This window comes from Solidesulfovibrio sp. C21 (assembly GCF_047785625.1).
GTDB lineage: Bacteria > Desulfobacterota > Desulfovibrionia > Desulfovibrionales > Desulfovibrionaceae > Solidesulfovibrio.
The window spans coordinates 51241-63372 of sequence record NZ_JBLODY010000016.1 but is presented as its reverse complement, the minus strand read 5'-3'; the positions used below and the strand labels follow the sequence as shown (position 1 = coordinate 63372).

Annotated in this window: 12 protein-coding genes; 5 read left to right on the top strand and 7 right to left on the bottom strand. The window is 62.2% G+C overall.

Annotated features, from left to right (window positions below; all coding sequences use genetic code 11):
- Window positions 1-191: 191 nt before the first annotated feature.
- Window positions 192-728: a bifunctional pyr operon transcriptional regulator/uracil phosphoribosyltransferase PyrR gene (gene pyrR, locus ACMZ6R_RS07435; RefSeq protein ID WP_416110283.1), complete on the bottom strand. Its 537-nt coding sequence runs from the start codon at window positions 726-728 to the stop codon at window positions 192-194.
- A gap of 263 nt (window positions 729-991) precedes the next feature.
- Between pyrR and ACMZ6R_RS07430 the strand changes: the two genes are divergently transcribed.
- The 5 genes from ACMZ6R_RS07430 to ACMZ6R_RS07410 all read left to right on the top strand — a co-directional run bounded on the left by ACMZ6R_RS07430 (window position 992) and on the right by ACMZ6R_RS07410 (window position 4636).
- On the top strand, window positions 992-1318 hold the full coding sequence (locus ACMZ6R_RS07430) for an IscA/HesB family protein (RefSeq protein ID WP_416110282.1): 327 nt from the start codon (window positions 992-994) through the stop codon (window positions 1316-1318).
- A gap of 124 nt (window positions 1319-1442) precedes the next feature.
- Window positions 1443-1781: an IscA/HesB family protein gene (locus tag ACMZ6R_RS07425; protein WP_416110281.1), complete on the top strand. Its 339-nt coding sequence runs from the start codon at window positions 1443-1445 to the stop codon at window positions 1779-1781.
- 110 nt (window positions 1782-1891) lie between these two features.
- Window positions 1892-2224 (top strand): hypothetical protein, encoded by a 333-nt coding sequence (locus ACMZ6R_RS07420; protein ID WP_416110280.1) that lies wholly within the window; start codon window positions 1892-1894, stop codon window positions 2222-2224.
- Window positions 2225-2506: 282 nt separating this feature from the next.
- The gene (locus ACMZ6R_RS07415) at window positions 2507-2896 is read left to right on the top strand and encodes a response regulator transcription factor (protein ID WP_416110279.1); all 390 of its coding nucleotides are present in this window, start codon (window positions 2507-2509) and stop codon (window positions 2894-2896) included.
- A 12-nt stretch (window positions 2897-2908) separates the two neighbouring features.
- Window positions 2909-4636: an HD domain-containing phosphohydrolase gene (locus tag ACMZ6R_RS07410; RefSeq protein WP_416110278.1), complete on the top strand. Its 1728-nt coding sequence runs from the start codon at window positions 2909-2911 to the stop codon at window positions 4634-4636.
- Window positions 4637-4665: 29 nt separating this feature from the next.
- On the opposite strand, the gene fabZ is transcribed toward ACMZ6R_RS07410, so the two are convergent.
- The 6 genes from fabZ to lysS form a co-directional block, all read right to left on the bottom strand.
- Complete coding sequence (fabZ, locus tag ACMZ6R_RS07405) at window positions 4666-5130, bottom strand: 3-hydroxyacyl-ACP dehydratase FabZ (protein WP_416110277.1); 465 nt, start codon at window positions 5128-5130, stop codon at window positions 4666-4668.
- 81 nt (window positions 5131-5211) lie between these two features.
- Window positions 5212-5718, bottom strand: coding sequence for an OmpH family outer membrane protein (locus ACMZ6R_RS07400; protein WP_416110276.1), 507 nt, complete (start codon window positions 5716-5718; stop codon window positions 5212-5214).
- A 140-nt stretch (window positions 5719-5858) separates the two neighbouring features.
- A complete protein-coding gene (gene bamA / locus ACMZ6R_RS07395) occupies window positions 5859-8510 on the bottom strand; it encodes an outer membrane protein assembly factor BamA (protein WP_416110275.1) in 2652 nt (883 codons plus the stop codon).
- On the bottom strand, window positions 8482-9186 hold the full coding sequence (locus ACMZ6R_RS07390) for an ABC transporter ATP-binding protein (protein ID WP_416110274.1): 705 nt from the start codon (window positions 9184-9186) through the stop codon (window positions 8482-8484). The genes bamA and ACMZ6R_RS07390 overlap by 29 nt, the downstream gene beginning before the upstream one ends.
- Window positions 9179-10408 (bottom strand): lipoprotein-releasing ABC transporter permease subunit, encoded by a 1230-nt coding sequence (locus tag ACMZ6R_RS07385; protein ID WP_416110273.1) that lies wholly within the window; start codon window positions 10406-10408, stop codon window positions 9179-9181. Before ACMZ6R_RS07385 ends, ACMZ6R_RS07390 begins: the two co-directional genes overlap by 8 nt.
- Window positions 10405-11994 carry a lysine--tRNA ligase gene (lysS, locus tag ACMZ6R_RS07380; protein ID WP_416110272.1) on the bottom strand — a complete coding sequence of 530 codons (1590 nt, stop codon included), beginning with the start codon at window positions 11992-11994 and terminating at the stop codon, window positions 10405-10407. Before lysS ends, ACMZ6R_RS07385 begins: the two co-directional genes overlap by 4 nt.
- Window positions 11995-12132: the final 138 nt, after the last annotated feature.

Here is a 12132-nt window from a genome sequence, read left to right as displayed (position 1 = left end):
CGGGGGGTTAAATTTTTCTTAACAAATTTTCCCCCCCGGCCCCCCCTTCCAAAGACTTCCAATAGTAACAGGTTGTTATCCGTACAGCATCTGTTACGATAGAAATTTTAGGAAGGGGAGAGCGCGAGAGGGGAGAACCCTTTTTAAAGGTTTTCCCCTCTCGCACCCTCTTCTCCAAAAATTCTTTCTGCTTATCCGACGAGCATAACGCCGTCTTCGCCGTCGAGTTCAGCCACGGCCACGTCCACGTGTTCGCCGGGTTCGGTATGCACGCGCTTGCCGAAGTAGTCGGCCTGGATGGGCAGTTCGCGGTGACCCCGGCGGTCGATGAGCACGAGCAACTCCACCCGGTTGGGCCGGCCGTAGTCGAGCAGCGCCTCCAGGGCGGCCCGGATGGTGCGGCCGGAAAAAAGCACGTCGTCGATGAGCACCACGTTTTTCTCGGCCAGGGAAAACGGGATGTGCGACGGCCCGACCTGCGGCTGGACCTCGCTGTTGGTCCAATCGTCGCGGTACAAATTGATGTCGAGCTTGCCGAGGGGCACGTCACAACCGGCCCGGGCGTCGATAAGCGCCTTGAGCCGCGTGGCCAGTTCCGCCCCACGGCGCTGGATGCCGATGAGGGCCAGCCCGCAACCGGGATCGTGGTGCTCGATGATTTCGAAGGCCAGCCGTTCCAAAGTGCGTCGCACCTCGCCGGCGGTCATCAGCTTTTTCGGTTTCGTCACGGCGTCCCTCCACCCTTTTCCGGAAAATACCCCACGGGCCCGCCGCTGGCAATCGCAGGAGCGATCGTCAGGCCGCAACGGGTGTCCCGTGGCCCCCGTGCGGCTCGAAAAATGCGTTAACATCCCCTCATGATTCCAGCTTGTTGTGTCGCCCCATCGGAGGAGCCGGCCAGAGGCCTCGGATCGAGGCAAAAGCTTGCTATTTGACTTTCCGATCGCTCATGCTTAGTTGCATTGAACGCGTATTTTCCCAGGAGGATTCCATGGTCGAATTGACGGAAAGCGCAAAAACCCAGCTTGATGGGTATTTTGCGGAAAAAGAAAAAAGTCCCATCCGCATTTATCTTTCCTCGGGCGGTTGAAGCGGCCCAAGGCTTGCGCTGGCTCTGGATGAGCCGCGCGATACGGATGAGGTCACCGAGGTTTCCGGTTATACGTTTGTCATTGAAAAGGACCTGGTGGAAAAAGGCGCCCCGTTTTCGGTCGACATGACCTACATGGGGTTCGCGGTCACCTCGCGCCTGGAAGTCGGGGGCGGCGGCGGTTGCGGCTCCTCGTGCTCGGGCGGCTCCTGCTCCACGGGCGGCTGATTTCCCGGACGGGAGATCCATAGGAAATCACCGGAGCCTGGGCCCTTGTCCCATTGACCAGGCTTATTTGACAATCCCATCTCCGGTGATTACCCCTTTGAAATCTCGCGTCCTGGAGGTTCGCATGGTTTCTTTGACGGATACGGCACGCGCCGAACTCGACAATTACTTCGCGGACAAGCAAAAGTCCCCTATTCGCGTGTACCTCAACAAGGGAAGCTGCTGCGGTCCTTCCCTGACCCTTGCCCTGGACGAAGCCCGCGAAAACGATGACGTTTTCGACTTGAGCGGCTACACCTTCGTCGTGGAAAAGGAACTGATGGCCCTGGCCAGCCCCATCACCGTGGACATGACCGACTACGGATTTTCCGTCTCCTCGAGCCTGCAGCTCGGCGGCGGTTCCTGCGGCGGCGGTTCCTGCGGCGGCGGTTCCTGCGGCAGCGGCGGTTCCTGCTGCAGCTAGCCTTGGCCTTGCCACAACGCATTCCCGAAGGGCCGGTCCTGCCGGCCCTTTTTTTTGCCCGACGCGGCGTCGGTTGACACCCCCGGACCGGCCCCGCTAGTATCGCCGCCATGGAAACAGCCGACAGTGCCGCCTTCGCCGTGACCGATGCCGCCCTTTCCGCCTTATCCCTCAATTTCAGCGACAACCGACCGCCTTGCCTGCGCGTGTTCCTCTCCTTCCTGAGTGAAAGCGGTCCCCGGTTGGAGTTGTCCCTGGACGCGCCGACCGGCGACGACGCCACCTTCACGGTGGAGGGCTGGCAATTCGTGGTGAACCGGCAGTTGTGGCTGCAAGCCGCGCCGTTGACCGTCGACTGCGACGAGCAGGGTTTCCAGATCCGCTCCAGCCTGGATTTCACCGAAGCCGGTGGCTCCTGCGGCGGCTCCTGCTCCCATCATTGATGCCGACGCCCTTGCCGGTCGTTGCGATGCCGCGACCGCTTGCGGCGCTGCCGCTTGCTCTTTTTTCTTTTTCCCATGCGCCGCTCCGGCACCACGTTGTCGCCAGTTTCTCGCTAGTTTTTTTGGTATTTTTTGACGTACTTGGTTGGCGGTAGGTCGCGACCGTGGCGTATTGACCCGCTTTTTACGCCTTTTCCACCAAGTCCCGGTTGGCCACGCCTTGCCAAGTTCGTTGGCTTTTACTACTATTCAAATTGGTTGGCGCTATGCAAAGGAGTCCTCATGCCCGGCAAGATTCTCATTGTCGATGATGAGGTGCATATTCGTATGCTCCTCGAGCAGACGCTTGAAGAGCTGGAGGAGGAGTGCGGCGTTGAGATCCTTTCCGCCCAGAACGGCGAGGAAGGACTTGCCGTCATCCAATCCGAAAAGCCCGACGTGGTCTTCCTGGACATCATGATGCCCAAGCTCAACGGCTACGAGGTCTGCCAACGCGTCAAGGAAGACCCCGCCATCACCGACATCGGCATCGTGCTGCTCACGGCCAAGGGACAGGAAGTCGACCGCCGCCAGGGCATGGAACTGGGCGCAAGCCGTTACATGACCAAGCCCTTCGATCCCGACGAGGTCCTGCGCGTGGCCAAGGAACTGCTGCATCTCGACGCCTGCTGATACGGCCTGTCCATGATCACGCTGCGCCGGCTGCTCAAAAAAAAGACATTGGGTCCGGTGCTTAACCGGGCAGCGCTGCTGCTTGGCCCCGGCTGGCAGGTGACGCTCTGCGAAAACGCGCCAGAAACAGCCGATTTTGCCTACTGCCAAGCGCTGCGCATCGAGCAAGAGCCCATCGGCTATCTTGTCGTCACCCCGCCGGTGGAGGCCCCGCCAAGCCCCCCGGAAATCGCCCGCCTGCCCGAACTCATCCGCTTTATCGCCGAAACGCTGGAAACCCTGCTTGTCGGCGAGGCCGTCAAACGCAGTCTGGCCGCCGAAACCCTCGGCAAGTACCGCGAAATTTCCCTGCTGCACCGGGCCACCCTCGGCCTCAATGGCTCGCTGCGTCCCCGTGACGTGGCCCAGGCCCTGCTCGACGAGTGCCGCTTTGGCGAACTGCCGGCCCTGTCCGGCATGGTGTTTTTGCAGCCGCCCTCCTCGGACATCTTTATCCCCGTCTGCTCCTTTGGCAACGTTACCGCCACGCGTCTGGCGGCCATCGCCGACTCGACGCTTTTTTGGGACATCGCCCGCAGCCAGAAAGGGGAAATCGTCAACGAGCTCGGCAGCGACAGGCGCTGGCACGACGAAGCGGACCTGCCCTCCCTGCTCCTTTGTCCGCTGGTCGCATCCAGCCGGTGCGTGGGCATGCTGGCCCTGGCCGGCACCCCGGGCGTGCGCTTCGAGGCCAGCCACCTCCAATACGTCGGGACGCTGGCCACCGTGGCCGGCATCGCCCTGGGCAACGCCCTGCATTTCGATGCGGTCCAGGCGCTTATAAATTCCCTGATGCAGGCCCTGGCCACGGCCATCGACGCCCGCGATCCCTTTACCGCCGGCCACTCCCAGCGCGTGGCGCGCCTCGGTGTTGCTTTGGCCAAAGCCGTCCATCACGATACGGAATTTTTCGCCGAAGTGACGTACACCCCAAGCGATCTGGAAGAACTGCTCTATGCCGGGCTGCTGCACGACGTCGGCAAGATCGGTATTCGCGAGGAAGTGTTGACCAAGGCCACGCGCCTTTCAGCCGGAACCATGGCGGTCATCGGCCAGCGCCTGGCCCTGGAGGCGCTCGTTACCGGCCGGGACAACGAGGCGGAATTCGAAGCGCTTTCGCGCATCAACGCGGCCGACGGCATCTCCCGCGAGGACGCGGCCCTGGTCGCGGCCGTGGGCGCCAGGAGCGTCACCGTGGGCAAGACGCGACTGGAGCTTTTAACGGAGCGGGAAATCGCCTGCCTGCTCATCCCCAGGGGCAACCTCACCCCCGAGGAACGCCGGGAAATCGAGCGCCATCCGGCCGAGTCCCACCGGATCCTGAGCCACATCCCCTTTCCCGGGAACATGGGGCGGCTCTTGTCCATCATCTCCCAGCACCACGAACGCCTGGACGGCTCGGGCTATCCCGGCGGGCTCAAGGGCGGGGAGATCCTGTTGCAAAGCCGCATCATCGCCATCGTGGACATCTACGACGCCATCACCATGGCCCGGCACTACAAGCCGGCCCTGCCCCGTGAAAAAGCCCTGGCCATCCTGTGGGCCGAAGCCCGGGCCGGGCGCATCGACACACGGCTGGTGGAACTGCTCGAACGCCACATCGACACGATCGAGCGTGATTGCGAATGCTTAAGCGGCCATGTGGATCTGTCGGAATACCTTGATCAGGAAACGGTCCCGGCAGCAACCGGCGGGGACTGAGATCGCCGGCCGGCGGCAAGACGCGCCGATTACAGCGTGGCTTTATCCACCACGGCGGCGGTCAGCTCCGCCTCGGCCGCGATCTTGCCATCCACGGTCGCCTCGGCGCGCATCCGGCAAAGCGCCATCCGGCGCTTCAAGTCGAAGCAGCGCAGCACGACCTGGTCCCCCGGCGTCACCGGCCGGCGGAACTTGGCTTTTTCCACGCCCGTGAACATGAAGATGCGGTCCCCGAGCGGTCCTTCCAGGGTCTTGGACACCAGAATCCCGCCCGCCTGGGCCAGGGCTTCCAGGATCAGCATGCCCGGCATGACCGGCACGCCCGGAAAATGTCCCTGGAAAAACGGCTCGTTTATGGTCACGTTCTTGATGGCCGTAATGGAAACCCCGGGATCGTATTCGAGCACGCGGTCGACCAGAAGAAACGGGTAACGGTGGGGCAACAGATCGAAGATCTCGGTAACGGCGATCGCGCCGCCGGGGGTGGCCGTCATGGCGCCCTTCTCTCCTTGAGGTATGAAAAGGGCCGAAGCGCTGGCGCTTCGGCCCCTTGACCGTCCACAGCGTGACGGACTTTATTTGCTGCTGTCGAACTGGGCTCGAATCTGGGACGTCACGTCCATCTTGGGATCATAATACGGAACGCTGCGGGCTTCGAGGATGATGGTGTAGCCGTTTTTCGCAGCGTACGCGGCGACAACCTTCTGCAGGCGGTTTAAAAGCGGCTGCAACACGCCCTGCTGGGCCTGCTGCTCTTCCTGCTGGAGCTTGTTGCGGTCATCGAGGTACTTGCGGGCCTTGGCCTCGAAATCGGCCGCCTTGCTCTTCATGGCGTCCTGGGACAGGGCAACGCTCTTTTTCTGCAGTTCGTTCTGCATCTTCTTGAGGTCCTCGCCCTGGGCGGCAATGACCTTCTCCCGGGATTCGAACCGCGATTTGAGCCCGGACAGGGCCGACTTGCCGACGCTGGAATTGGACAGGGCGTCATCGAGGTTGATGATGCCGATCTTGCCCTGGGCAAACGCCGTCACCGGCACGACCAGAATGGCCAAAATGATCAAAACCCGTAACATACCGCCCATTACTCGACTCCTTGCTCGTTCCGTGTGTTTCGGGGGGCTGTTGCCCCCCGGTTCGTTAGCCCTGTTGCGGGTGTGGCCCAACGCGGCCTGATACGTCGCCTTCCCGTCGTTATGCGCAGACGATATCGTGGTCAGTTTTCTTAGAAGGTCTGCCCCATGGAGAAGCCGACCTGCGACGGTTGCAGGTTATGTTTCTCGGCATCGAGGCCGTAGCCGTATTCCACCCGGATGAGACCCAACGGCGAGTACCAACGGATGCCCGCGCCAACGCTCTTGTAGAAGTCGAAATCGACATCGTCGTAATTGCGCCAGGAATTACCGGCGTCGAAGAAGACGACACCGAGCAGGCCGTTGGATTTGCTGATGGGGAAGATGGTTTCAAAGTTGGTGAAAAACTCCGCCTTGCCGCCGATACGCTCATGGGTCCAGGGATCCTTGGGCGAGATCTTGTCGAGCTCGTAACCACGCACGTTGTTGATGCCGCCGAGGTAGAAGCGCTCGTAGACCGGGATGTCGCCGCCGGAGTTGGGGAACAGCACGCCGGCCTGACCGCGCCAGTGGAAGACGAGGTCAAGGGGCAACGGCTGGAAGAAGTTCGAGGTGAACATGGGCTTGACGAAGGCGTCGTCGCCACCCACCGCGCCGCCGGCGTATTCCAGGGACAAGGTGTTCTTGGTGCCCTTGGTCGGCTTGGTGGCGCTGTCCACGGTGTCGCGGTCGACTTCGGCATAGACCGAACTCGACCAGTGCCAGCCGGCCGACTGCTGGATCACGCTCGAGGAGTTCCAGTTGAGATGGTAGATGTGGTAGTGGTCCAGGCGATAATCCCAGGACAGCACGGTGTATTCGCCAAGGGGATAGGCAAAGCGGAGCTTGCCGCCGGTGGTGGTCTTCTTGAAGTCGTCGTACGCGCGGTAGACTTCGTAGACGTCCGCGCCCACGGCCAGGTTGGAGTCGTAGAGCCGCGGATTGGTGAAGGACAGGACACCCCGGCTGGACTTGCCGCTGAACATGCCCTGGAACTTGGCGTGGTAGCCCTTGCCGAAGAGGTTTTTCTCCTCGACCGAACCGCCGAAGAACACGCTGTCCGAAGTGGAGTAACCGGCACCGAGGCTGATCGAACCGGTGTTCTTGTCCTTGACCTTGACCTTGATGTCCACTTCGTTCGGATTGTCGGTGGGAACGGTCTCGATGTCGACCTTCTCAAAGTACTCGAGCTTGTCCAGGCGCTCGTTGGAACGCCGCAGCTTGGAGCCGGAGAAGAGGTCGCCGTCGGCGAGCTTGACCTCGCGGCGGACCACATTGTCGCGGGTCTTTTCGTTGCCCTCGATGGAAACGCGGCGCACGTAGACCTTGCGGCCCTTGTTGACCACGTAGACGATGTCGATGATTTTGGTGTCGGCATGCTTTTGCATGTCCACATCGGCTTCGGCGAAAGCGTAACCGTCGTCGGCGTAGAGCTCGGCCAGGGCGTTCAGGTCGTCGCGCACCACCGAACGGTTGAAGTACTCGCCTTTGGACGAAAGCTCGTCGAGCTTGATGCGGTCCATGAGCTTGGGCTCGTCGTAGAGCAGATCGCCGGAGAAGGACACCTTGCCGACCTTGTAGCGATCGCCCTCTTCCACCCGGAAGATGACGGTGATGCCGTCGTCGCCGTACACCACTTCGGGCTGGCCCACCTTGGCGTCCACGAAGCCCCGGTTGGCATAGTAGGCTTCAAGGGCGGCGGCGTCGCGCTCGAGCATCTCTTCCTTGAGCACGCCCGACCCGGTGATCCAGGACCAGAAATGGCGGGTGGAGGTGGCCAGTTCGGCTTTCAGGTCGCTGGGATCGATCTGCTTGGCGCCTTCGATCTTGACTTCCTTGATGTAGAGCTTCTTGGGCTCCTTGACGATGATATTGAGGCGGGCCACCCGGGGATCGGTCTGCTCCAGCTCGTAGGTGACCTCGGTCTTGTAGTAGCCCTTCTTGCTGTAGAGCTCGCGGATCTTGCCCAGGTCGTCGGCCAGCACCTTGAGGTTGAGGACGCCGCCGGCCTTGGTGCTCATGACCTCCAGGATGTCGTCCTTTTTCACGTCGCCGTTGCCGGTGACGCCGATGGCCTGGATGCGCGGTTTTTCCTTGACCACGAAGGTCAGCTTCTTGCCGCCCGGGACATTGTCCAGGCGCACCTGGACGTCATCGAAATAGCCCATGTCGAAGAGCTTTTTGATGTCCTCGTTGACGGCCTTGGGGTCGTAATTCTGGTTGACCTGGCTTTTGATCTTTAAAAGGACCACTTCCTTGTCGAGGATGGAGTTGCCTTCGACATCCACCTCGACAATGCGGTCCGTGGAGCCCACGGCCGAGACTTGGTTTTTGATCTTCTGGGCCAGATCGGCCGCGGCGGCATCGAGGCCCATGAGGTTCTTGGCCGTGGCGAAGACCGTGGCCGGAGCGCCGCCGGAGACCTTGGCCACGCGGGCGTCGAGGCTAATCGCCTCGCCCACCTTGGACATGCTGCCGTAGACCACATACTCGGCCTTGGCCGAGGCGGCCTGGCGACGGGCGGCGGCCGCGTCGTTGGCCGGGGTCGCGCCCTCGGCCACGGCGGCGACGCCATCGGCCTTGAGCTTGTCGATCAAAATACGGGGAAGGCTCTTTTGAACGGACTGCAGGGCGTCGGCCGCGTTGATCTCAAAGGGCAGCACCAGCACCTTTCCGGACTGGGCCAGGGCCTGCCCCACAGCCAACGCCACCAGGCAGGCCGCAAGGATGAGCCCCTTAAGACCGATACGTTTCATTGCTCGCATAGAGTTCTCCACCCTGCAGCTCCAGTCTCCGGCCCATGATGGCGGCCAGGTTATGGTTGTGCGTGACCACAACCAATGTCATGCCAAGCTCGGCGTTTAAGCGGGCGAGAACCTCGCCCACCTTGGCGCCTGTGGCTTCGTCCAGGTTGCCGGTGGGTTCGTCGGCCAGAAGAACGCCTGGCCGTAGCAGGACAGCACGGGCGATGGCCGCCCTCTGTCTCTCTCCCCCGGAAAGCGTTGTTACCCTGTGTCCGGCCCTTTCATCAAGTCCCACGAGCGATAAAGATGCCTTGGCCCTGTCAAAAGCTTCGCGCCGCGCGACGCCTGCGATAAGCGCCGGCATGGCCACGTTTTCCAGGGTCGAAAATTCCGGAAGCAGATGATGAAATTGAAAGACAAATCCGATTTCCCGGTTGCGCACGCGGGCCGCCTGCGCAGGCGTCAGCGCGGCCAGGTCCCGCCCGCGAAACCGGACCTCGCCGGAAGTGGGCCGATCCAGGGCCCCGAGCAGGTGCAGCAGCGTGGACTTGCCCGACCCCGACGCGCCGAGAATGGCCATGGAATCGCCGGCCGGGATGGTGAAATCCAGGTTTTTCAGGACCACGACCTCTTCGGCCGGCCCTTGATAGGCCTTTCGCACCCGGATCAATTCGTACAGCGGGGCGGCATCAGTCATGGCGCAACGCCTCCGCCGGTTCCAGGCGCGCGGCCTGCCGGGCCGGATACAGGGTGGCCAGAAAACACAGGGCCAGGGCCGTGACGCCGATGACGGTCAGGTCCGGCCAGTCCAGGCGCACGGGCAAGTGGTCCATGGGATAGACGTCGCCCGGAATCTTGATGAACTGGTATTTTTCCAGGGATAACGCCACGCCGAGTCCCAGGATGTAGCCGAGCGCCGTGCCCACCACGCCGATGATCGTGCCCTGGAGCATGAAAATATTGCGGATATTTTTCGCCGTGGCCCCCATGGACATGAGGATGGCGATGTCGCGGGTCTTTTCCATGACCAGCATGACGAGGGTCGTGATGATGGAAAACGAGCCCACCAGCACGATCATGACCAGGATCACGAACATGGCCGTCTTTTCCAGGTGCAGCGCCTTGAAAAGATTGCCGTTCATGTCGATCCAGGTGCGCACGTAGACCGGCGGCCCGCCCATGGCGTCGCGGACCTTGCCGACAAGCCGGGTCACCGCGTCGACGTCGGCCACCTTGAGCTCCAGGCCCGTGGCAATGTCGTGCTTAAATCCCAAAAGTTCCTGGGCGGCCGGGATGGTGACGTAGGCCAGGGTCGAGTCGTATTCGTACATGCCGGTCTTGAATAAGCCCCGGATGGTGAACGTCTTGACCTTGGGCGAAAATCCGGCCGCGCTTTCCTTGCCCGCCGGCGACATGAGATTGATGGTGTCGCCAAGCGACAGGCCCAGGCGGTCGGCCAGCTCGCGCCCCACGATGATGCCCGGGAAAAGCCCCGGCGTATCGAGATCGGTCAGCTTGCCCGCCACCATCTCGGCCGGCAGGGCCAGCACCTTGCCGGCCGAGGCCGGGTCCACCCCGCGCAGCACCACGCCCTTGACTCCGCGCGGGCTCGACAGCATGACCTCGGTATAGACGAAGGGCGTGGCCCCGAGCACACCGGGCACGGCCTCGACCTTCTTCATGTCGTCGCGATAATGGTGCAACGCCCCGCCGGCAACAGCCGCGACCATGTGGGCGTTGATGCCGAGGATCTTGTCGCGAAGCTCCGAGGAGAAGCCGTTCATCACCCCGACCACGACGATCAGGGACGCCACCCCGAGCCCCACCCCGAGGATGGAAATGAGCGAGATGACGGAGATGAAGGCCTGCTTCTGGCGGGCCAAAAGGTAGCGTTTGGCGATGAAGTATTCGAAACTCATGAACCCGGCGCGCCCTCGGGCCGCAGCAGCGGAAACAGGATCACCTCGCGGATGGAGGCCTGGTCGGTGAGCAGCATGACCAGCCGGTCGATACCGATGCCTTCCCCCGCCGCCGGCGGCATGCCGTACTCCAGCGCCCGTACGTAGTCGTCGTCCATGCGGTGGGCCTCGTCGTCGCCGGCTTCCTTTTCGCGGACCTGCTCCTCGAAACGCAGACGCTGGTCCACGGGGTCGTTGAGCTCGGAAAAGGCGTTGGCAATCTCCCGGCCGGCGATAAAAAGCTCGAAGCGGTCGGTGATGGTCGGGTCTTCGGTGTTGCGGCGCGACAACGGCGAAATTTCCGTGGGATAATGATAGATGAAATGGGGCTCGATAAGCTTGGGCTCGACGAAGATGTCGAAGAGTTTGGCCTGGACCTTGCCCAGCTTTTCGCCCTTGAGGACCTTTTCCCCGCTTTTTTCCACCAGCGCCTTGGCCGCGTCGAAGTCGTTATAGACGGCCGGATCGATGCCGCCGATGGTGGCCAGGGACTCGTGGAAGGGCACCCTGGCCCAGCCCGGGCCGAGATGGATGGGCTGGCCCTGGTACTCCACGGTATCGCTGCCGGTCACGGAACGGGCGAGGTGGCCGAAAAGCCGTTCGGTCAGGTCCATGAGGTCGTTGTACCGGGCAAAGGCCCAGTAGAACTCGCACATGGTGAATTCCGGGTTGTGGCGGGTGGAGACGCCCTCGTTGCGGAAGTTGCGCCCCACCTCGTAGACCTTCTCGAAGCCGCCGACGAGCAGGCGCTTGAGGTAGAGCTCCGGGGCGATGCGCATGTAAAGGCTCATGTCGAGCGCATTGTGGTGCGTGATAAAGGGCTTGGCCGTGGCGCCGCCGGGAATGGCCTGCATCATGGGGGTCTCGACCTCCATGAAGCCGGCGGTGTCCAGGAACGCGCGCAGTTCGCGCACGATCTTGGTGCGGGCCTTGAAAATCTCCACCGCCTTGGGCGTGACGATCAGGTCCACATAGCGCTGCCGGTAGCGCGTTTCCACGTCCTTGAGGCCATGGTACTTCTCGGGCAGCGGCCGCATGGACTTGGTGAGGAGCTTGACCTCGGCGGCATGCACGGTCAGTTCGCCGGTCTTGGTGCGAAACAGCTTGCCCGCAACGCCGACGATGTCGCCGATGTCGAACTTCTTGAAGGTGGAATAGGCGTCCGTGCCCAGGGTGTCGCGCTCGGCAAAGACCTGCAGCCGGCCCGAGGAGTCCTGGAGGGTGAAAAACGCCACCTTGCCGAAGGAGCGCAGGGCCACGATGCGGCCGGCCAGACGAAACGTCCGGTCCTGGGCCGCGAGTCCCGCCTCGTCGAGGGGCTCGTGGGCGGCGGCCACGACGCCGATCTCGTCGCCCTTCTCGAAGTCGTTGGGGTACAGCGGTACATCCGCATCGAGCAGCTGTACGGCCTTGGAGATGCGGTTTTTGAAGACCTCGTTGAGTTCATCGCGGGCGTCGAGGCTTTCGAGGAGTGGCCGGAAGTCTTCCACCCGCTTGGACTTGACCGGGAGCTTGTATTCTTTCTTGCGTGGCGCGTCAGTGCCCACGGGATTCTCCGTTGCTTGAGGGCGTTTCCCCGCCTATTTGGCGGGCAAGCGCATTTAGCTACGAGAAATGCGTGACGCCGTCAAGAACGGACCCCGCGCGGTCTTTGCCCGGATGACGCAAAAAAATCTTGACGCGGG